The organism is Ancylobacter moscoviensis, from assembly GCF_007559435.1.
GTDB lineage: Bacteria > Pseudomonadota > Alphaproteobacteria > Rhizobiales > Xanthobacteraceae > Ancylobacter > Ancylobacter moscoviensis.
The window spans coordinates 1,304,214-1,324,115 of sequence record NZ_VMBP01000001.1; the positions used below are offsets into that span (position 1 = coordinate 1,304,214).

Annotated in this window: 16 protein-coding genes and 1 tRNA gene; 8 read left to right on the top strand and 9 right to left on the bottom strand. The window is 66.1% G+C overall.

Going from position 1 to position 19,902, the window contains the following annotated elements:
• Nucleotides 1-15: 15 nt before the first annotated feature.
• The 3 genes from FO470_RS06065 to FO470_RS06075 form a co-directional block, all read right to left on the bottom strand.
• Nucleotides 16-1,869 (bottom strand): extracellular solute-binding protein, encoded by a 1,854-nt coding sequence (locus tag FO470_RS06065; protein WP_144342084.1) that lies wholly within the window; start codon nucleotides 1,867-1,869, stop codon nucleotides 16-18.
• A gap of 32 nt (nucleotides 1,870-1,901) precedes the next feature.
• On the bottom strand, nucleotides 1,902-3,719 hold the full coding sequence (locus tag FO470_RS06070) for an extracellular solute-binding protein (protein WP_186291866.1): 1,818 nt from the start codon (nucleotides 3,717-3,719) through the stop codon (nucleotides 1,902-1,904).
• A 289-nt stretch (nucleotides 3,720-4,008) separates the two neighbouring features.
• Nucleotides 4,009-4,644 (bottom strand): c-type cytochrome, encoded by a 636-nt coding sequence (locus FO470_RS06075; RefSeq protein WP_144341971.1) that lies wholly within the window; start codon nucleotides 4,642-4,644, stop codon nucleotides 4,009-4,011.
• A gap of 217 nt (nucleotides 4,645-4,861) precedes the next feature.
• Here FO470_RS06075 and FO470_RS06080 point away from each other — a divergent pair, with 217 nt between their 5' ends.
• Together FO470_RS06080 and FO470_RS06085 are read left to right on the top strand one after the other, a co-directional pair.
• Nucleotides 4,862-5,638: a 3-deoxy-manno-octulosonate cytidylyltransferase gene (locus FO470_RS06080; RefSeq protein ID WP_144341972.1), complete on the top strand. Its 777-nt coding sequence runs from the start codon at nucleotides 4,862-4,864 to the stop codon at nucleotides 5,636-5,638.
• On the top strand, nucleotides 5,635-6,486 hold the full coding sequence (locus FO470_RS06085; RefSeq protein WP_144341973.1) for a prephenate dehydratase: 852 nt from the start codon (nucleotides 5,635-5,637) through the stop codon (nucleotides 6,484-6,486). The genes FO470_RS06080 and FO470_RS06085 overlap by 4 nt, the downstream gene beginning before the upstream one ends.
• Nucleotides 6,487-6,603: 117 nt before the next feature.
• Here FO470_RS06085 and fabI read toward each other — a convergent pair whose 3' ends face one another.
• The 3 genes from fabI to fabA all read right to left on the bottom strand — a co-directional run bounded on the left by fabI (nucleotide 6,604) and on the right by fabA (nucleotide 9,266).
• Nucleotides 6,604-7,443, bottom strand: coding sequence for an enoyl-ACP reductase FabI (gene fabI, locus FO470_RS06090; RefSeq protein WP_144341974.1), 840 nt, complete (start codon nucleotides 7,441-7,443; stop codon nucleotides 6,604-6,606).
• A 28-nt stretch (nucleotides 7,444-7,471) separates the two neighbouring features.
• Entirely contained in the window at nucleotides 7,472-8,695 is a 1,224-nt protein-coding gene (fabB, locus tag FO470_RS06095) for a beta-ketoacyl-ACP synthase I (protein WP_144341975.1), read from the bottom strand.
• 64 nt (nucleotides 8,696-8,759) lie between these two features.
• Nucleotides 8,760-9,266: a 3-hydroxyacyl-[acyl-carrier-protein] dehydratase FabA gene (fabA, locus tag FO470_RS06100; RefSeq protein WP_144342085.1), complete on the bottom strand. Its 507-nt coding sequence runs from the start codon at nucleotides 9,264-9,266 to the stop codon at nucleotides 8,760-8,762.
• A 453-nt stretch (nucleotides 9,267-9,719) separates the two neighbouring features.
• Here fabA and irrA point away from each other — a divergent pair, with 453 nt between their 5' ends.
• The gene (gene irrA / locus FO470_RS06105; RefSeq protein ID WP_144341976.1) at nucleotides 9,720-10,250 is read left to right on the top strand and encodes an iron response transcriptional regulator IrrA; all 531 of its coding nucleotides are present in this window, start codon (nucleotides 9,720-9,722) and stop codon (nucleotides 10,248-10,250) included.
• A 115-nt stretch (nucleotides 10,251-10,365) separates the two neighbouring features.
• On the opposite strand, the gene FO470_RS06110 is transcribed toward irrA, so the two are convergent.
• A complete protein-coding gene (locus tag FO470_RS06110; protein WP_186291845.1) occupies nucleotides 10,366-10,902 on the bottom strand; it encodes an SH3 domain-containing protein in 537 nt (178 codons plus the stop codon).
• Between the two features lie 257 nt (nucleotides 10,903-11,159).
• Between FO470_RS06110 and FO470_RS06115 the strand changes: the two genes are divergently transcribed.
• Entirely contained in the window at nucleotides 11,160-12,161 is a 1,002-nt protein-coding gene (locus tag FO470_RS06115) for a 2-hydroxyacid dehydrogenase (protein ID WP_144341977.1), read from the top strand.
• Nucleotides 12,162-12,181: 20 nt separating this feature from the next.
• Here FO470_RS06115 and FO470_RS06120 read toward each other — a convergent pair whose 3' ends face one another.
• Nucleotides 12,182-13,021 carry a HesA/MoeB/ThiF family protein gene (locus FO470_RS06120; protein ID WP_210244900.1) on the bottom strand — a complete coding sequence of 280 codons (840 nt, stop codon included), beginning with the start codon at nucleotides 13,019-13,021 and terminating at the stop codon, nucleotides 12,182-12,184.
• A gap of 105 nt (nucleotides 13,022-13,126) precedes the next feature.
• Here FO470_RS06120 and FO470_RS06125 point away from each other — a divergent pair, with 105 nt between their 5' ends.
• The 4 genes from FO470_RS06125 to FO470_RS06140 all read left to right on the top strand — a co-directional run bounded on the left by FO470_RS06125 (nucleotide 13,127) and on the right by FO470_RS06140 (nucleotide 18,309).
• The gene (locus FO470_RS06125; protein WP_144341978.1) at nucleotides 13,127-14,395 is read left to right on the top strand and encodes a glycine hydroxymethyltransferase; all 1,269 of its coding nucleotides are present in this window, start codon (nucleotides 13,127-13,129) and stop codon (nucleotides 14,393-14,395) included.
• A gap of 81 nt (nucleotides 14,396-14,476) precedes the next feature.
• Nucleotides 14,477-14,553, top strand: a tRNA-Arg gene (locus FO470_RS06130).
• 360 nt (nucleotides 14,554-14,913) lie between these two features.
• Entirely contained in the window at nucleotides 14,914-15,894 is a 981-nt protein-coding gene (locus FO470_RS06135) for a hypothetical protein (protein ID WP_186291846.1), read from the top strand.
• A gap of 9 nt (nucleotides 15,895-15,903) precedes the next feature.
• Nucleotides 15,904-18,309 (top strand): hypothetical protein, encoded by a 2,406-nt coding sequence (locus FO470_RS06140; protein ID WP_144341980.1) that lies wholly within the window; start codon nucleotides 15,904-15,906, stop codon nucleotides 18,307-18,309.
• Nucleotides 18,310-18,504: 195 nt separating this feature from the next.
• On the opposite strand, the gene FO470_RS06145 is transcribed toward FO470_RS06140, so the two are convergent.
• The gene (locus FO470_RS06145) at nucleotides 18,505-19,734 is read right to left on the bottom strand and encodes a hypothetical protein (RefSeq protein WP_144341981.1); all 1,230 of its coding nucleotides are present in this window, start codon (nucleotides 19,732-19,734) and stop codon (nucleotides 18,505-18,507) included.
• Between the last annotated feature and the right edge of the window lie 168 nt (nucleotides 19,735-19,902).

Consider the following 19,902-nt stretch of genomic DNA (forward strand, 5'->3'; position numbering starts at 1 on the left):
AAGAACAGCGGGCGCTCACCCTGCCGATCTCCCGCGCGCCGACCAGATCTCGGGGATGGCGCGGGCGAAGGTCGGGCGCGGCACGGAGGGCCAGGCGAACTCGTCCCAGAAGGCGATGCGGAACTCGGCCGAATACCATTGCGGGACCCAGTAGCGCCCCGCCCGCAGCCGGCGGTCCAGCACCCGGCAGGCCGTGCGCAGCTCCGCGCGCGTCGGCGCGGCGATCACCTTCTCGATCAGCAGGTCGACCACCGGGTCGGAGATGCCGGACAGGTTGTTGGAGCCCGCCGTCTTCGCCGCCGTCGCCCCGAAATAGTTGCGCAGCGATTCCCCCGGCACCGTGGAGACCGAGAAGCGCCGCACCGTGGCGTCGAAGTCGAAATCGTTGAGCCGGCGCTGGTATTGCGGGGAATCGACGAGGCGGAAATGGGCCTCGATGCCGAGCAGCTTGAGGTTCTTGATGAAGGGCGCGGTGTGGCGCTCCAGCCCGTTCTCGTCGTCGAGGAACTCCACCGTGAAGGTCTTGCCCTCGGCATTGATCAGCCGGCCGTCCCTGATGCCCCAGCCGGCCTCCTTCAGGAGCTGCGCGCCCTTGCGCAGCAGGGCGCGATCCTGACCCGAGCCGTCCGAGACCGGCGGGGTCCACGGCACGCCCTTCAGCACGGCGGCATCCCCGGAGCTGATGCGCTCGCCCAGCGCGTCGATGAGCGCGCTTTCCTCGGGGCCGGCGGGGCCTTCCGCCTTCAGGTCCGAATTCTCGAAGAACGACGTCGTGCGCCGGTAGGCGTCGAACATCAGGTTCTTGTTGGTCCACTCGAAGTCGAAGGCATAGGACAGCGCCTCACGCACGCGCGGATCGGAAAACTGCGGCCGGCGGGTGTTGAGGAACCAGCCCTGCGCGCCGGATGGCGTGCGGTCGGGCAGGATCTCCTGCTTCACCCGTCCATCCTTCAGCGCCGGGAAATTGTAGCCGGTCGCCCAGGTGCGGGAGGTGAATTCCTGCCGGAACAGATAAGCCCGCGCCTTGAAGGCCTCGAAGCCGACCTCGCGGTCGCGGAAATACTCGTAGCGCACCACGTCGAAATTGTTCGCGCCGGCATTCACCGGCAGCCCGGCGGCCCAGTGGTCCTTGACGCGCTCATATTCGATGAAGCGGCCCGGTTCGAAGCGCCCGACCTTGTAGGGGCCGGAGCCGAGCGGCGGCTCCAGGGTGCTCTCGTCGAACGGCCGGGCGCTGTAATAGGCCTTGGAGAAGATCGGCAGCGAGGCGGCGAAGAGCGGCACGTCGCGCGCCCGCGACGGGGCGAAGCGCACCACCGCGATCTCCTCGCCCTCCGCTTCCGCGCCCTCCATGTCGCGCAGGTTCTGCCCGATGATCGGGTGCCCCTTCGCCTTCAGCAGGTTCAGCGAGAAGGCGACGTCCTCGGCGGTGAGCTTCGAGCCGTCGTGGAAGCGCGCCTCGGGGCGCAAGCGGAAGCGGTAGACGGTGCCGTCCGGCGAGATCGCCACGCTCCTGGCCACGAGGCCGTAGATGGCGTCCGGCTCGTCGAAGGCGCGCACCATCAGCGTGTCGAAGACGAGGTCGATGCCCTGCGCGCCGTCGCCCTTGAGAATGAAGCCGTTCAGCGAGTTGAAGGTCTGGAAGGACTGGTTGAAGGCGGCGGTCGGGCCGACCTGCGAGAAGGTGCCGCCCTTGGCGGCGTTCGGGTCGACATAGTCGAAATGGGTGAAGTCGGCGGGATACTTCAGGTCGCCGAAGGCCGAGAGCCCGTGGCGTTCGGCCGTTGCGGGCGTCGACGGGGCCGCCTGGGCGAGGGCGCGGCGCGGCGCGGCGAAAGCCGCACCCGCGCCGGCCGTGAGGACGAGCATCTGACGGCGGCTGAAACCGTCTTTCGCCGCGCTCACTGCGTGCCCCCGGTCTGCGCCGCCTTCTGCGCGTCCCACCACCAGATGTCGGGGAAGCCGAAGGAATATTGCGGCAGCTTCTCGGGATGGCTGAAGCGGTTCCAGCGGGCGGTGCGCGTGTTCGGGTAGTTCCAGGTCGGGATCACGTAGTCATGCGCCAGCAGCACGCGGTCGAGCGCCCGGGTGGCGGCGACCAATTCGTCGCGGCTGGTGGCGTAGATCACCTTCTCGATCAGCGCGTCGATGCCCGCGTCCTTGATGCCGGCATAATTGCCCGAACCCTCGCGGTCGGCCGCCGCCGTGCTCCAGAAATCGCGCTGCTCGTTGCCCGGCGAGAGCGACTGGCCCCAGCCGGTGATGATCATGTCGAAGTCGCGTGCGCGCAGGCGGTTGATGTATTGCGAGACGTCGACCTGGCGGATGTTCACCGTGATGCCCAGCCGCTCCAGCGTCGGCTTGTAGAACAGCGCCACGCGCTCGAAGGCCGGGTTGGCGAGCAGGATCTCGATGGTCAGCGGCTCGCCCTGCGCGTTGACCAGCTTGCCGCCCTTCACCTCGTAGCCCGCCTCGCGCAGCAGCTTCGCCGCCTCGCGCAGATTGGCGCGGCGCACCTCCTCGCCGCCATCCGGCGGGTTCTGGTAGGGCTGGGTGAAGACGCTCGCCGGCACCTTGTCCTTCACGCTTTCCAGAATCTCCAGCTCCAGCCCCTGCGGCAGGCCGGAGGAGGCAAGCTCGGTGTTCTGGAAGAAGCTGGCGGTGCGCTTGTACTGGCCGAAGAACAGCGTGCGGTTCATGCCGTCGAAATCGAGCGCGTAGTTCAGCGCCCGGCGCACGCGCTGGTCCTGGAACTTCGTGCGCCGCAGGTTGGGGATGAAGGCCTGCATGGAGCCGGAGGCGCGGTCGGGGAATTCCTCGAGGATCACCTTGCCGGCCTTGACCGCCGGGAAGTTGTAGGCGGTCGCCCAGTCCTTGGCGGAGGTCTCGACCCGGAAGTCGTACTGGTCGCCCTTGAAGGCCTCGAGCTCGACCGTGCCGTCGCGGAAATACTCGTAGCGCTGCTCGGCGAAATTGTTGGTGCCGATGTTCACCGGCAGGTCCTTGCCCCAATAATCCGGCACGCGCTCGAAGGAGATCGCGCGGCCGGGGGTGACCTGCTTCACCTTGTAGGGGCCGGAGCCGAGCGGCACTTCCAGCATGCCCTGGCTGATGTCGCGCGGCTTGCCGTTGGCGTTCGTGCCGGTCCACCAGTGCTTGGGCATCACCCGGATCTGGCCGACGATCTGCGGCAGTTCGCGGTTGCCGGCCTGGTCGAAGGTGAACGTCACCTCGCGCTCGCCGGTCACCTCGGCCTTCTTCACATGGCTGTAGTAATAGGCCTGGCGCGGGTTGTTCTTGGTGAGCTGCTCGAACGACCAGACGACGTCCTCCGCCGTCACCGGCTGTCCGTCGTGCCACTTTGCCTCGGGGCGCAGGCGGTAGGAGACCGAGGAATAGTCCGCCGGATAGCTCACCGCCTCCGCCAGCAGGCCGTATTCCGTGGCCACCTCGTCGAAGGCCGACGCCATCAGCGTGTCGTAGATGAGCTGGAGCCCGCCGGCCGGCGTGCCGCGCGGCACGATGTCGTTGAGCGAATCGAAGGTCCCGTCGACGGAGAGCCGCAGCAGGCCGGTCTTCGGCGCGTCCGGGTTCACATAGTCGAAGTGCTTGAAGCCCGCGGGGTATTTCGGCTGCCCCATGAGCGACAGGCCGTGCCGCCACTCGGGCGTTCCTGCGGCGGCCGGGGTGCCGCTTTCCTGCGCCGTCGCCGGTCCCATCAGCAGCCCCAGCCCGAGAAGGGCGGTGCCGAGCGCCAAACGCGCCCGCGTCAGGGGAGGCCGCGTGGCGCGGCTGCCGGGCGCGAAGATGTCGGAGCGGCGGGGCGAGGCTTGCATGCACTGATCCTTTTCGAACGTCGAATACGCGACGCGCATCCGTGCCACATTACCGGACGCGCGCAGCTTCGCGACGATTATGAACGGCCAGGTTCCGAAAAGAATAAGGCCGGGGCGCGAAGCGCCACCGGCCTGACGTGATCGTGAAAGCGCGCGCCGGAGCGCGGCCGTGTCACGGATTGGCGGGAGCCGCCGGAGCGGGCTCGCCGGCCGGGGCAGGCGCGGCTTCCGGGGCGGCCGGCTTGGCATCGGCCGGGGCGGGCGCCTCGCCGGCCGCGGGCAGCGGCTGCGGGCTGTGGGAGAGCGTGTTGAGATAGACCAGCAGGTCGGCGCGGTCCGTCTCCTTCGCGATGCCCGCGAAGCCCATGGCGGTGCCGGGGACGGCAGCCTTGGGGTTCTTGATGAAGTCGTTCAGCGTTTCAAAGGACCAGTCGCCACCATGCCCCTTCAGGGCGGCGGAATAGGCGAAGCCCTCCGCGCTCGCGACGGGACGGCCGACGATGCCGTAGAGGTCCGGGCCGACCTTGGCGCCGGCGCCCTCGACGAAGTTGTGGCAGGCCGCGCACTTCTTGGCCTGGGCGGCGCCGCGCTCGCTGCTGGCCGCGCCGAGGAGCTGGGCGATCGGCACATCGGCCGGAGCGGCGGCCTGGGCCGCGCCGGAGGACGCTTCCTGCACCGCGATCTCGAAGCCGGGCTTTTCCGGTGGGGGGTTGTAAAACAGCATGTCGGAGAACACGCTCAGGCCCAGCGTGAAGGTCGCCACGCTCAGCACCGCACCTGCAATCTTGTTCAGCTCGAAGCTGTCCATCGAAATATTCGCTCCCTCACCCGGCGTGGCAGCCGTCCGGCCGGCCGCCGACACCCCGCGCGCAATCTATCAGCCGCCCATATCGACCGCCAATGGCGCGCGGAACTAATCATTTTGACGGTTGGCGTGCAACCCGTATAAGCGCGCCGCGGTGCTACGTTTCGCCACCCGCCCGGCGGATGGCGGGCGGCGTTCATGACGATGGCAAGGCTTTGAAATGTCTTCCCCGGACGTGTTCCAGGACACTCTTATACTTATCCCGGCCCGCATGGCTTCCACCCGGCTTCCGGGCAAGCCGCTCGCCGATCTCGGTGGCCGGCCGATGATCGTCGAGGTGGCGCGGCGTTCCGCCGCGGCGGATGTGGGCCGCGTGGTGGTCGCGACCGACGACGAGGGCGTGTGCGCGGCGGTGGAAAAGGCGGGATTCGAGGTCGTCATGACCCGTGCCGACCACACCACAGGATCGGACCGAATCTTCGAGGCGCTGGGCCATATCGATCCCGCGCGTCGCGCCAGCCGCATCATCAATGTGCAGGGCGACCTGCCGACGCTCGACCCGGCGCTCATCTGCGCCGCTATCGACCTGCTGGACGATCCGGCGGTGGACATCGGCACGCTGGCGGCCGAGATCACGGTCGCGGCCGAACGCACCAATCCGAATGTGGTGAAGGCGGTCGGCAGCCCGCTGTCGCCGGACCGGCAGCGCGCGCTCTACTTCACCCGCGCCACCGCGCCCTATGGCGAGGGGCCGCTGTTCCACCACATTGGCCTCTATGCCTATCGCCGCGCGGCGCTGGAGCGCTTCGTCGCGCTGCCCCCGTCGCCGCTCGAGCAGCGCGAGAAGCTGGAACAGCTGCGGGCGCTGGAGGCCGGCATGCGGATCGACGTCGCCATCGTCGATACCGTGCCGCTCGGCGTCGACACGCCGGAAGATCTGGAAAGGGCGCGCGAAATCCTCGCGCGCGAATCGAACCCGTCGAGGAAGCCGTCATGACCACCCGCCGCACCATCGTCTTCCAGGGCGAGCCGGGCGCGAATTCCCACATCGCCTGCCGGGAGGTCTATCCCGACTACGAGGCCGTGCCGTGCCCGACCTTCGAGGACGCGTTCGCGGCCCTGCAGAACGGCGAGGCCGATCTCGGCATGATCCCGATCGAGAACTCGGTCGCCGGGCGCGTGGCGGACATCCACCACCTGATGCCGACCTCCGGCCTCACCATCGTCGGCGAGTTCTTCCTGCCGCTGTCGCACCAGCTCATGGCGGTGAAGGGCGCGAGCCTCGCCACGGTGAAGAGCGTGACCAGCCACGTCATGGCGCTCGGCCAGTGCCGCAACATCATCCGCAAGCTCGGCCTGAAGTCCGTCGTCGGCGCGGATACGGCCGGCGCAGCGCGGCTGGTGGCGGAGGCCGGCGATCCGACGCAGGCGGCCATCGCCTCGCGTCTCGCGGCGGAGATCTACGGCCTCGACATCATCGCCGAGAACATCGAGGACGAGGCGCACAACACCACGCGCTTCATCATCCTCGCCAAGGACGGGGAATGGGCGGCCTCCGGCAACGGCCCGACCGTCACCACCTTCGTGTTCCGCGTGCGCAACGTGCCGGCGGCGCTCTACAAGGCGCTGGGCGGCTTCGCCACCAACGGCGTGAACATGGCGAAGCTGGAGTCCTACCAGCTCGACGGCGAGTTCTTCGCCACGCAGTTCTACGCCGATGTCGACGGCCATCCCGACGACCGCTCGCTGAAGCTGGCGCTGGAGGAACTGGCCTTCTTCTCCAAGGAGCTGCGCATCCTCGGCGTCTACCCGGCGCATCCGTACCGGATCGCGCTGCGGGCCTAGCTTCCCGGGCGAGCGGCCCCGCGTCCGGCCCGAATGTGAATGCCCGGCACGAGGCCGGGCATGTCGTTCGTCGGGAGGTGAGGGCGGCGGTCAGTCGCCGCGTCTACTCCGCCGCGTCTACTCCGCCGCGACGTCGCCGCCGGCGGCGCGTTCCTCGGCATCCTCGATGGTCTTCAGCGCGTCCGGGTGGGGCATCGAGATGATGTTGTAGCCGGAATCGACGAAGTGCACCTCGCCGGTCACGCCGGAGGAGAGGTCGGAGAGCAGGTAGAGCGCGGCGCCGCCGACCTCGTCGATGGTGACGGTGCGGCGCAGCGGGGCGTTGCGCTTCTGGTAGTTGAACATCAGCCGCGCATCGGCGATGCCCGCGCCCGCCAGCGTGCGGATCGGGCCGGCGGAGATGGCGTTCACGCGCACCCCCTGCGGGCCGTAATCGGCGGCGAGGTAGCGCACGCTCGCCTCCAGCGCCGCCTTGGCGACGCCCATCACGTTGTAGTTCGGCATCACGCGAGTGGAGCCGCCATAGGTCAGCGTGATCAGCGAGCCGCCCTCGGGCATCAGCGTCGCCGCCCGTTTGGCGAGCTCGGTGAAGGAGAAGCACGAGATTACCATGGTGCGCGTGAAATTGGCGCGCGTGGTGTCGGCGTAGCGGCCCTTCAGCTCGTTCTTGTCGGAGAAGCCGATGGCGTGGACGAGGAAATCGATGCCGCCCCACTTCTCCTTCAGCGCCGCGAACACGGCGTCGACCGAATCGAGGTCCTCCACGTCGCAGGCGAGCATGGTGTCGCTGCCGAGGCTTTCGGCCAGCGGCTTCACGCGGCGCCCCAGCGCCTCGCCCTGATAGGTGAAGGCGAGTTCTGCGCCCTGCGCCGCCAGCGTCTTGGCGATGCCCCAGGCGATGGAGTGGTCGTTCGCGACACCCATGATCAGGCCGCGTTTTCCCTGCATCAGGCTCATGCTCGATGTTCCTTCCGCTCGGGTCCGATCACGCGGCTTCCGGGTGCTGCAGCACCAGCACCGCATTGGCGCCGCCGAAGCCGAAACCGTTGGAAAGCACGCGGGAGAGCTTCGCGTTGTCGATGCGCTCGCGCACGATCGGCATGTCGGCGAAGGCCGGATCCAGTTCCTCGATATGGGCGCTCGCCGAGATGAAGCCGTTCTGCATCATCAGGATCGAGTAGATCGCCTCGTGCACGCCGGTTGCGCCCTGCGAATGGCCGGTGAGCGACTTGGTGGCCGAGATCGGCGGCGCCTTGTCGCCGAACACGGCACGGATCGCCTCGATCTCCTTGAGATCGCCGATCGGCGTCGAGGTGGCGTGCGGGTTGATGTAGTCGATGCCGCCCTTCACGTCCCTCAGGGCCAGCTTCATGGCACGGGCCGCGCCCTCGCCGGAGGGGGCGACCATGTCGGCGCCGTCCGAGGTCGAGCCGTAGCCGATGATCTCGGCATAGATGCGCGCGCCGCGCGCCTTGGCGTGCTCCAGCTCTTCGAGCACCAGCACGCCGGCGCCGCCGGAGATGACGAAGCCGTCGCGGTTCTTGTCATAGGGACGGGAGGCGACCGCCGGGGTGTCGTTATAGTCGGAGGACATCGCCCCCATGGCGTCAAACAGGCAGGAGAGCGTCCAGTCCAGGTCCTCGCAGCCGCCGGCGAAGACGATGTCCTGCTTGCCCCACTGGATCTGCTCGGTGGCGCTGCCGATGCAGATGTTGGTGGTGGCGCAGGCGGCGGAGATCGAGTGGTTGATGCCCTTGATCTTGAACCAGGTCGACAGCGTCGCCGAGGCGGTGGAGCCCATGGCCTTCGGCACAGCGAAGGGGCCGACGCGCTTGGGGCTGCCGTTCTTGCGGGTGATGTCGGCGGCCTCGACGATGGTGCGGGTCGAGGAGCCGCCCGAGCCCATGATGATGCCGGTGCGTTCGTTGGAGACCTCGTTCTCCTCGAGGCCGGAGTCGCGGATCGCCTGCTCCATGGCGACGTGGTTCCACGCCGTGCCGCCACCGTGGAAGCGCATCGCGCGCCGGTCGACGATCTCGCTGGCGTCGAGCTGCGGGGCGCCGTGCACCTGGCTGCGGAAACCGAGCTCGGCATATTGCTCGGCGCGGCGGATGCCGCTCTTGCCCTCGCGCAGGGAGGCCAGAACCTCCTGCGTGGAGTTGCCGATGGACGAGACGATGCCCATTCCGGTTACGACAACGCGGCGCATAGGCTTCCTTTCCTTAAAAACAGGCGAGGGGACGCCGCGTGCGGCGCCCGGTCGATTCCGGCGCTCAGGCCTGGAAGAGGCCGACCTTCAGGTCGTTCGCCCGGTAGATCACTTCGCCGTCCGCTTCCACCCAGCCGTCGGCGATGCCGAGCACCAGCTTGGAGCGCATGACGCGCTTGAAGTCGATACCGTAGACCACCTTCTTGACGGTGGGCAGGACCTGTCCGGAGAACTTGATCTCGCCCGCGCCGAGCGCCCGCCCGCGCCCGGGAGCGCCGAGCCAGCCGAGATGGAAGCCGACCAGCTGCCACAGGGCGTCGAGGCCGAGGCAGCCCGGCATCACCGGGTCGCCGAGGAAGTGGCAGGCGAAGAACCAAAGGTCCGGCTTGATGTCGAGTTCGGCGCGCACATGGCCCTTGCCATTGGGGCCGCCGTCCTCGGAGATTTCGGTGATGCGGTCGAACATGAGCATCGGCGGCGCCGGAAGCTGCGCGTTGCCCGGCCCGAACAGTTCCCCGCGCCCGCACGCGAGCAGCTCCTCGTAGCTGAAGCTCGTCTGCCGCTCGACCATCGTATCGGTGTTACCCACGCTTGCTACTTTCTTTGCCTTGAGCGGTCGTGCCGCCTAACCTTGTCCCGCGCGGCCCCGCCGCCGATCCCTTTCGACGGACGTTACGGGCTTGCCCCCCAACGGACCACCGATCGCAGGGCGCTTCCTATCACAGCGTCCGGCGCACTCAAAGCCGCCGCGCCTGCCCCTGCGACACTCAAAATGTCACGGGCGTGACGGCGCCCGGGCCCCGCCGGGGGCGGGCCCCGCGCCGGCCTCACATTGGAACAATTACGATTATCGGTCGCGATATTGCCCCGGCGCTTGCCGTGCAGATATAATGCCAGATGAAAAACGCAACGTAGGCGAGGCTCCGGTTGCGGGGCCGGCAGCGGTGCATAACTTATGTGGAACGGCGGCGCGTGAGCCCGGAAGGGGTGCGCAAGGCCGGTTCACCTTGGTCTGGAATACGAGATGAGCGAAGGCTTTCGCCCCCATAACGTAGCCATTTCCCGCGTGGTGGTCGAGGACGACGAACCGGTTCTTCCGGTCGCTCGCCTGCGCGACAGCGCGGGTACGAGCCGCACCGGCTGCCCGTTCCACGACGTGCGTCACATGCTGCGCGACGTCGGCCTGCGTCCCACCCGCCAGCGCCTCGCGCTCGGCTGGCTGCTCTTCGCCAAGGGCGACCGTCACGTCTCGGCGGAAATCCTGCACGAGGAAGCCATCAAGGCGCGCTTCCCGGTCTCGCTCGCCACCGTCTACAACACGCTGCACCAGTTCACCGAGGTCGGGCTGCTGCGCGAGCTCGCGGTGGACGGCTCGAAGACCTATTTCGACACCAATCCGTCGGATCACCACCACTTCTTCCTCGAAGGCGAGAACAACCTCGTCGACATCCCCAGCACTTCGGTCGAGGTCGAGCGCATTCCCGAGCCGCCGGAAGGCTACGAGGTGGCGCGCGTCGACGTGGTGGTGCGGCTGCGCCCCAAGCGCCGTTCCTGACACGCGGCCCGCTACGGGCTTCGACGAGACATCGCGAGATTGAAAAAGGCCGGTCCTGCGACCGGCCTTTTTCATGTTCTCCGAGCTTGGGAGGCTCGATGGAGCGGGCCGCGCCTCACTCCACCTTTTCGCCGGGATAGACGCCCCACAGGCGTTCCTGCTCGACGAAACCCTCGAAGTCCTTGTCGAAGAAGTGGCACCATTTGCCGTCGCACTGCTCGACGCGGCCGAGTACGCCGGGCTCCAGCTTCGCCTTGACCGACGAGGAGGTCGACGGCTCGGAATGCAGCGGAGCGGGCTCGCCGCCCTTCCACGGGCTCACCAGCGCGGTGCGGCGGCTGGACAGCATGGAATGGTAGACCCAGCCTTCCGCCCCTTCCGAATCGCGGATGCGGCGCCAGGTCTCGAATTCGGCGGTGATCTCGACCGGCAGGCCGGCGCGGGTGAACACCCAGGCCACGCCATGGTCGCGCGTGGGGCCGGAGCGGACATTCACCTTGTCGGCCTTCAGGCTCACGAAGCGGGGCACCGGCAGGCCGCTCGTGCGGCCCACGGGCCCGGTCGATTCGGCCGGAGCCGACTGCTGGGCGCTCGCCGGCATGCCCGGCGACAGACCCGCCGCGAGCAACCCGAACGCCAGAACACACATCATTTCCCGCAGCTTCGACCTGTCCCGAAGCCAGTCCTTACGCATCACCTTGATCACCCATTCGCCCCACCGGGAGCGGCGCCAGCCAGCGGTCCTGTGCTGCGGCGCAATCCTTGAGACACGCCCTGCACCGGAAATCGGTGCATTTTTGTGTTTCGCGGACCCGTCTGCTAATGAACGCCTCGCCCGGTTGGCGCGAGTGTGGAACCCGTAGCGTTAACGGGAGCTTGATTGCGCCGGGGATTCGCACGGGGAGCAACATGGCCCGCAAAAAACCGCTGGTCGTCGTGACACGCAAGCTGCCCGACAAGATCGAAACCCGCATGCGCGAACTGTTCGACGCCCGTCTGAACGTCGACGACGTTCCGATGACGCAGGCGCAGCTCGCCGAGGCGATGGCGACCGCGGACGTGCTGGTGCCCGCCATCTGCGACCGCATCGACAGCGCCGTCATCGAGGCCGCCGGGCCGAGCCTCAAGCTGATCGCCAATTTCGGCAACGGCGTCGACCATATCGACGTCGCCGCCGCCAATGCGCGGGGCATCGCCATCACCAATACGCCGGGCGTCCTCACCGAGGACACGGCCGACATGACGATGGCGCTGATCCTCGCCGTGCCCCGCCGCCTGACCGAGGGTGCGGCGCTGATCACCAGCGACGACGGCACCTGGCCCGGCTGGTCGCCGATGTGGATGCTCGGCCACCGCATCTGGGGCAAGCGGCTCGGCATCATCGGCATGGGGCGCATCGGCCAGGCGGTCGCCCGCCGCGCCCGCGCCTTCGGCCTGCAGATCCACTATCACAACCGCCGGCCGCTCCCCGCCCATATTGAGGAGGAGCTGGAGGCGACCTATTGGGACAGCCTCGACCAGATGCTGGCCCGCATGGACATCCTCTCCATCAATTGCCCGCACACGCCCGCAACCTTCCACCTGCTCTCGGCCCGCCGGCTCAAGCTGGTCCGGCCGGACGCCTACATCGTCAACACCGCGCGCGGCGAGGTGATCGACGAGCACGCGCTGATCCGCATGATCGAGAACGGCGAACTCGCCGGTGCCGGGCTCGACGTGTTCGAGCGCGAGCCGGCGGTGAGCCCGAAGCTGCTGAAGCTCGCCCGCGCCGGCAAGGTCGTCCTGCTGCCGCATATGGGCTCGGCCACGGTGGAAGCGCGCATCGACACCGGCGAGAAGGTGATCGTGAACATCAAGGCGTTCATGGATGGCCACCGCCCGCCGGACCGCGTGCTGCCGGCGATGCTGTGAGGCGCGCGCTCCCGCGCCGCTCACCGCTGGTGTCGTGACAGGTCCTTGATCGTCGGATGGGTTCCCGTCAGCGGATTGTCCGGGTCCCAGCCATAGGCCAGCGTTTCGAAGCGCATCGACTTGGCGTCGATCATCAGCAGCCGCCCCACCAGCCCGTCGCCGAAGCCAGTGACGGCGCGGATCGCCTCCAGCGCCACCAGTGAGCCGGCGATCCCGGCCAGCGCGCCGAGAATGCCGGCCTCGGCGCAGGTCGGCACCGTGCCAGCGGGCGGGGGCTCGGGAAACAGGCAGCGATAGGTCGGGTTGGGCGTGCCGTTCGCCGCCTTCTCATGCGGGCGCAGCGTCGTCACCGTGGCGTCGAAGCGCCCGAGCGCCGCCGTCACCAGCGGAATGCCCGCCAGCGCGCACGCATCGGAGACCAGATAGCGGGTGGAGAAATTGTCCGAACCGTCGATCACCACGTCGACGCCGGACACCAGCTCCAGCGCGTTGTCGGCGGTGATCCGGGCGTTGATCCCCTCGAAGGCGACATGCGGGTTGAGCGCCGCGACGAAGGCGCCCGCGCTCTCGGTCTTCGGCTGGCCGATCGCCGCCGTCGTGTGGATCACCTGCCGCTGCAGATTCGACAGCGACACGGTGTCGTCGTCGATCACCACGAGCCGCCCCACGCCGGCAGCGGCGAGATAGAGCAGGGCAGGGGCGCCGAGCCCGCCGGCGCCGACCACCAGCATGCTCGCCTTCTTCAGCTTCTGCTGGCCCGGCCCGCCGATCTCGCTGAGCACCAGATGGCGCGCATAGCGCTCCACCTCGTCGGAGGAGAACAGGGGAGCGCGCGCGGGGGCAGGGGCATGATCGGTCATGATGCGGCTATATAGCAACGATGCCGGCGCCTGCCAGCGCTGCACGCGCGGGCGTGTGTGCGACCGGCCATGGGCAGGCGGGCGAATCGCCGCTATCTGGTTGGCATGAGCCACGCAACCGATGCCCCCGCCACCGTGATCGACACCGGCACGACCGACGCCCTGTTCGCCGCCGCCCGCATTCATGGCGAGACGCTGACCCGCCGGCGCCTCGTGCTCTATGCCGGCGCCAACTACCCCTCCGCTACCGTGCGCGCGGCCTGCGCGCCGGGCCTCGGCGCCATGCCCTCCATGGGGCCGAGCTTCGACAAGGAGCAGCCGGGCACCGAGCTGGTCTCGCAGTTCGAGGTGGCGGCGAGGCGGGAGGCCTGCGCGCTCTTCGGGGCCACCTGGGCGGAGCCGCGCCTGCCCAGCGCGACCTTGTGCAACCTCGCCGTCTTCCACGCCTTCGCGCGCCCCCGCGACCTGATGCTCGCGCCCGACAAGGCGCATGGCGGGCATCTCAGCCAGCGCGACGGCGGCACGCCCGCGCTGGCCGGGCTTTCCTGCGAGGCGCTGCCCTTCGACGGGGAGGGGCTCTGTCTCGACGCGGCCGGCGCCGCGCGGATGGTGGAAGCGCGCCGCCCGCGCCTCGTCATGCTCGGCCGCAGCGTGATGGTGCGGCCGGACGATATCGCGCCGGTCGTCGCGGCCGCCCGGTCGGCGGGGGCGACGACGGTGTTCGACGCCTCCCACGTCGCCGGGCTGATCGCCGGGGGCATCTATCCCAACCCGCTGGAGGCCGGCGTCGACGTCATGGTGACATCGACCTACAAGACCATTCCGGGCCTGCCGCACGGGCTGATCCTCGGGCGCGACCCGGCGCAGGGGGAGACGCTTGCAAGCCTGCTCGATGCGCGCTTTCTCGCCAATTACAATCCGGCCCTGCTGCCGCCGTTGCTGCGTGTCCTGCAAGAGGTGGGGGCACATGGCGCCGCTTATGCCGATGCGGTCGTCGCCAACACCGCAGCCCTCGCTCGGGCCTGCCGGGCACGCGGCTTGCCGGTGATCGCGCCGGAGAGCGGGTTCACGCACCAGATGCTGATCCCGATCGGTGCGGCGGAGGATCCCCGTGCGCTGATCGAGGCGCTGGCGCGGCACGGCGTCATCGTGGGAATCTGCCCGGACATCACCCGTGAGGGGCGGTCCGCATTGCGCGTCGGCAGCCAGTTCCTCGCCACGCTCGGCCTGCGTGCCGACCGGATGGACGGGGTGGCGGACATCCTCACCGGTCTCCTGGCCGGCGCCGACGGAGTCGCCTTGCGGACGGAGGCGGCGGAAGACGGCACGCGCGCTCGCATCGAGGCCCTTCTCTCTGGTCTTCACGCGAGTTGAGAGGATCGTCCTCCGCCCGGTTGCCGGAGGCCGGCCGTTCGACTATGAAGACGCAGCACCGGCGTCTCTTGCGCGCCGCAGGCACCCGTAGCTCAGCTGGATAGAGCGTTGCCCTCCGAAGGCAAAGGTCGCACGTTCGAATCGTGCCGGGTGCGCCATTTTCGCCAATAAAATCAACGAATTAGCTTATTGCGTGCGCGTTACAGGTGTTGGCGGCATCTGCCCACGGAAGCGTCGCGTCGCGTTTCCTGCGCGACGGAAAAGGAGCGTCGGACGCATTTCTGCGGGATTCGAGGACGCTCCTGAGCCATTCTTGGCGAAAGCATTTCGGCTTGAGACACAGCTAACCCATCGAGCGTTGCTCACGTGGGCAATGCTCATCGTTATTGGCGCGGGCTAATTTTGGCAGGTGGACAGCAGGCCTTCTTGTCCGCAGGTGACCCATAGCGGCCCCTCCGTCAGGCGGAGGCGAACGTCCGCTGTGCGCCCCGATTGCGGTCATTGATCGCGTCGCAGCGGTGCGCCAAAAGCAGCCGTTCGGCTTAGCGACGATCTCGCCGCAGCTTGGTGGAATTGCTGGCGGCATGCTTCATCAGAGCTCTATTCAGACTCTGAACTCGCTCTATTATCGCTCAATGGGAATGGGATTCTTTCGATTCTGCTGGGCGTGCGTGAAGCGTGCTTTCGCTGGCTGGTTTAAGCGCGTCGAGGGCTTGGCAAGTTCGGTATCGCTCCTCATTGGCGTCGGACTCCTCTTCTGGCATCCGCCGGCGTCAATCGAGAAGGCTGTGTCCTCGGTGCCGAACATCCTGTTCCTCGGTCTGTTTCCAGCGGTCATCTTGATCCGGCTGATCCAAGCCCCTTATTGGCTGCTGCGAGACGAGCGTGCGGCGCGCGCGGCGATCGAGAAGCTGAGACAGCCGGCGCTGCGGCTGGCGCTGCCCGAACCGCCGGTGATCCAGTCGATCAGCCTGAAAGGAACGACGTCAGAATCACTGAGCGGCAAGCGCCAGACCGTAATCACAGGATGGGAGATGGATGTCGTCGCGCTTCACTGCACCAATTATGGCGAGACGGCCGCGCGCGGATGCCGCGCGCGCCTGCTGGAGATGATTAGGACAACACCTGAGGGCGACAGCGAGCTTCGTATCGTCGGCACCCTCGAGCTTCCATGGAGCAAGGAGGATCCGGAGGGCAGCCTTAGCATCGACATCGCGCCCGCCGAGCAGCAATGCATCTGGATCGGCGGAGTGCGTTCCGGAGGCCAGACCTGGCTGTTCCGCGACCGGAAGCGATTGCCGATCGAGTATCAGCAGCTGCTCGGAGAGGTAGGAACCTATCGGTTGCTGATCCAGCTCGATGGCGACAACATTCCGCCACAGCAGATCCAGCTCGAGATCGTCGCGGGCTCGGGCCTGGAGCAGGTGGGTGGTGGCATCCTTCGCGGATCCGCCGAGGTCCGGCTGTTGGCGCAAGGCGCGCCGCGGATCGAGGAATAGGCACCGGCTATGCGTCTCGATGTTCGGCTACGCCCCACCCGGTTCGTCTATCTCGCTGCGCCTGATGACATGGAGGCGGTCCAACGTGTCTTCGAGACGAACACCTGCCTCTGGGGCGGCAAGTATAATCCGATCGTGCCGATGCTCTCCTCCGTGCCCGAATGGTGGGACCGGCATGGCAACCACGAAACCGCCGAGCAGATCGTCAACGGCTATCTCGATTATTTCGAGCCGGACATGCTCGTCGAGACGAGGCCGGGCCAGGCTGCTGCGCTGGGATTCCACAAAGACCGCGTTATCGCAATCGACGATATGCAGCCGAAATTCGGGCGCCTCGATACGGCCTATATCAGCGCCTGCGGGCTGCAGATGTTCTCGCTCTATCGCGATCTCTATCGCTCCGAGTTCCAGTTCAGCCGCCGCGAGCCCGAAAAGATTGTCCGAGTCCTCGGCAAGGCCCCCGACCTGGAGGCCTTGGCGGCCTGCATCTTCGGCGCATTCCCAGCCAAGGGCATGCTGCACGAGCTTGAGGGAGTCTTCGACCAAGTCTTCACACCCGAGGTGCTTCGGCTCAGCCCGTCCAACGCCGGCGAGATCTTCGAGAACAACTGGCTCAACCCGCTCCACCTCACGCATTCGAAGCTGGAAGTGCAATATTCGAGGCACACCGACCCGCGCCTGTTCGTCCTCAACGGAACGAGCCCCGCCGACCTGATCGACTATTGGAACCTACGCGCCAGCGTCGCTCCGGTCGTTCCCATCCCCTTGCAACTGGTCAAGGAGCTGTCGAGCTTCGCGCGAAAGTTCGTGACCGATAATTTTCGTCCGATCCCCGGCAACCAGTTTGGCACGAAGATACGGCCGACCGTCATGTTCGGGCGCTCGATCTCCGAGGATTCGATCGAGGCGATCTTCGAGGAGCATTTGCGGGTCGAGGTGGAGGGTGCGAACTGCGTCCAGCCCTGGTATCCCCCGATCTGGCGGACCGAGCCGGAGAGCATGGTCAGCCCCACGCGGCCCGTCATCACGGCGAAGGAAGCGACGCGTGACGCGCCGGTGACCGGAGACAGGCCGGGCATTCGCTTCGACGGCCTCGAGCCCGACTTCGATGCGCCGCTGGGTGGGCGAGCCCGGTGGGTGAATGTGGTTCGCATAGACGGAAATTGGTGGGACAACTATTTCGCCACGGTCTATCCTGACGACTATCGCGATCCGAAGACCCCGATATTCGGCGGCGGCCGCGGGGACGTTCTGCCGACGAGCGAGGGATATGTCGTCCTCGCTGATTATTCGACCCAGCGGCATTATTGGGCGCTCGAAAGCCATCCATCCGCGATCGCAAGTTGGCTGGCTGAGCGAGGAATCAAGACGACGCTTTCCGGATCCGGTCGGGCAACACAGCAGATCATCGAGACCCTTGGGGGATTTCCCTGGGTGTCGGCTCTCGCCAGCGAGGCGGTGGTGAAGCTCCTGAACGACATCAGCCGAAGGCCCGTCAATAAGAGCATGGAGCACCATCAGTTCCGCAACCGCATCAAGGAGGCGACGAAGGACAAGCTCTGGAACCGCGGCGCCTTCAAGGTGCTGGTCGAGAAGAACGCGGTCGAGCTCGGGCTCGAGGTGCGCTGCGAGAAATGCGGAAGCTGGAGCTGGTATTCGCTCGCGGAGCTGGACACCGAACTGAAATGCCATCTTTGCCTCAAGCGCTATGGGTTCCCCGCGATCAATCCGACCGACCGCGACCGGGCAAGTTGGGCATACCGGCTGATCGGTCCTTTCGCGCAGCCCAACTATGCCCAGGGCGGATACGCAGCCGCGCTCTCGATACGTTTCTTCGCTGACGTGCTGAGCGGCGTGACGGAATCACGCATCACCTGGTGCGCCGGTCAGGAAATGACCCTGTCCAGCATGCAAACGGTCGAGGCCGATTTCATCCTCTGGTACCGGCGCCAGGAACTGCTCGGCTCACCCCATTCGACGCAGCTCGTCTTCGGAGAGGCGAAAAGCTTCGGAAAGGACGCCTTTACTGCCGAGGACGTTTTCCGGATGAAACAGCTGGCGATAGCGTTCCCCGGTGCCGCACTGGTGTTCGCGACGATGCGGCAGCCCTCGGACCTCACCCGGGAGGAGATAGCCCGGCTGAGCGAGCTGGCGCGATGGGGCCGGCATTACGAGGACGCGCGGTCGGAAGCCCGGGCATTGGTCATCATCCTCACCGGAATCGAACTGTTCACCGATCACAATCTTTCGCACAACTGGAGAGCGCTCGGCGGCCGTCATGCTGAAATTATCGCGCCAGCCTATGTACGTCCGGATAATCTACGGGAACTCGCCGACATAACCCAGCAGCTTTATCTTGGATTGGAGTCACGTCACGATGAGATGCTGCGGAAATTCGAACGAAAATCAATATAATTGACCATGCTATAGCTCAATTTCCGCTTTGAGGATGTTGAACGGCACATAAGCTACCGAATTGATTTCGGCATAGGCTGCCTGTCGGCAACGCGCCGCCATTTCAGCCGCTAGAACGTATTTATCAAACTCCCAAAAGCGGACAGGCATACTCGGATCGCAGGTGCAAAAGAGCACATCTGCTCCCTCGTGCCGTTAGGTTTCGACCGCTTCTTCGGCGGCTGGGTAAAACACCTCCGGAATTCTCGGCATGCCCGGACGTTGGAGGTAGGACGCGTAACGCTGCTGGACTCGTGTGACGAAAGGCGGAAGCAGGCGCCCGACGCGAGTCATGTCCTTCATCTTCCGAAGTTCCTTGACGGTCATGTCCTTGAATTTCACGGTGTAAGTCTTGCCGTCCATCATCGCGAAGACGACGGCTTCCGTGTCCTTTTCGTTCGATATCAGACCGAATTGACGGCTGATCTCCGGATTTTCCACCGGCTTTACCTGCAGCAAGTACAACTCCATGCTGTCGCTGCCGCGTAGACAATCGCATTCCGCCCGGATGTTCATCCAATATGTCCGCTTGTCCTCACTCACGACGCGCTCGAAGATGTCGCCGGGGGCGTAGATGCCATCCTTGAGCTTGCTTGCACGTAGGAACCTTTCTCCTTCCAGAACACCGTTCATGGATTTGATATAGTCCGCGTGGTTCTTGGCCCTCTCTTGATCCACCGTTTCCATGAATGGCTTTAACTCCAGCACAAGCAAGTCCATGCGAGACTCGACGAGTCGGTTGAGCAGCTTGTTCATTTCCACTTCCGGCGGGATGTCGTCGGCACCGAAAGTCTGCCAGAGTAGGACAGGCCAGTAGGGCGTCCGGTTGTGCAGGTCGATGAAAAGGTCGTTGGCCGCCCTGATGTAGTTCCGTTCCCACGTCTTGAGCGTCAGCACCGATGGCGTCGCCTTGCCCCAGTCCTCTAGGATCTCGTAGACCTTGTCCGCCACATCCACCTTCCGTTTGACGAGGATGTGGGACTCCTGCACGCTCTTGTGGAGTTCGGCGTCGGCAGAAAGCTCATCAATTACTATCTCTGGGTTCTCGTTCGTGAAGATTACCACGGGCGCATGCCGGCTCTTCCGCAAACGCTTCAGGAACTCGATGTTGTCGGCGACCATCTGCTTATCGAGCATCTCGGGAAGCCTGACCTCCGCTTCCAGAGGTCTCCCATTCTCGTCATTGGCGAGGTTCCAGTCCATTATGAAGAACGAAACGCGGGCGAAATGTTCTAGGTCGTAGTCTGGGGGTGGAAGCTTCGCGAGTTCAATCGCGTGGCCACCGCTGGCGCGGATGCTCGCCAGAATCTTGTCGATAGCCTCACCGGTGCCGATACCGTTGTCGATCACCACGGCCACTCCCTTGAAAAGGTGGGGGACGGTCATGACTGCTCCTTGACGAACGAAATCACCAGATTGGCTCCCTTGAGTAAGGCTTGTTCCTTGGACGCCACATCGATCGAGTATTCGTGGCGGTCTAGGTCACGAACTCATAAAGCGGTAGCGGGTTTAGGCGTTGCGTGATTCAAGGCTCTGGGAGGAGCCTGATGAGCG